The organism is Bradyrhizobium sp. UFLA05-108 (genome assembly GCF_059803455.1).
Window position 1 is genome coordinate 1 of record NZ_JBANAZ010000235.1, and the last position, 790, is coordinate 790.

Annotated in this window: 2 protein-coding genes; both read left to right on the forward strand. The window is 60.9% G+C overall.

The window, feature by feature from the left end; all coding sequences use genetic code 11:
* A partial coding sequence (locus tag SO140_RS46210; RefSeq protein ID WP_498544235.1) for a phosphorylase family protein occupies positions 1 to 389 on the forward strand: 389 nt, incomplete at its 5' end.
* Positions 390 to 470: 81 nt separating this feature from the next.
* A partial coding sequence (locus tag SO140_RS46215; RefSeq protein WP_498544236.1) for an MFS transporter occupies positions 471 to 790 on the forward strand: 320 nt, incomplete at its 3' end.

Here is a 790-nt window from a genome sequence, read left to right on the forward strand (position 1 = left end):
CCAACGACGAGCGCTTCGGGCCGCGCTTTTTCAGCCTGGCGAACGCCTACGATCGCGATCTGCGCGCCCAACTGGCGGCGGTGGCCGAAAGCGCGGGCATCCCGCTGGCGGAAGGGGTATTCGCTGCCTACACCGGGCCGAATTTCGAAACGCCGGCGGAGATCCGCATGATGCAGACCCTGGGCTGCGACGTGGTGGGCATGTCGATCGTGCCGGAAGTCCTGGCGGCGCGCCACTGCGGTCTCAAGGTGCTGGTGGTGTCCGCGATGACCAACTACGCCGAAGGGCTGTCGGATATGCCTCTTTCCCACGAACAAACGCTCAGCTGCGCGGCGCTGGCGGCGGACGATTTCATGCGCCTGATCCGCGAGCTGTTCAAAACGCTGTAACACCGCAAGCAAACCGGCGGCGGGCTGCAGGGGGCCCGCCGCACCAATCATCGTTGAAAGCATAATAACAAGGTGATGGCGATGGCGATAAAAACACGATTAAAAGTCATGATTTTCCTGCAGTTCTTTATTTGGGGCGCCTGGCTGGTGACGCTGGGCTCCTACATGATCAACACGCTGCATTTCAGCGGTATGCAGGTGGGAATGGTTTACAGCGCCAAGGCTATCGCCGCGCTGATCATGCCGGGGCTGGCGGGCATCATCGCCGATCGATGGATGAAGGCCAACTACCTGTATGCGCTTTGCCACCTGTTCGGGGCGCTGGCGCTGTACTGCGCGGCGCAGGTCGAGCAACCGATGCTGATGTTCTGGGTGATGCTGTTCAACGCCATGGTTTCTAT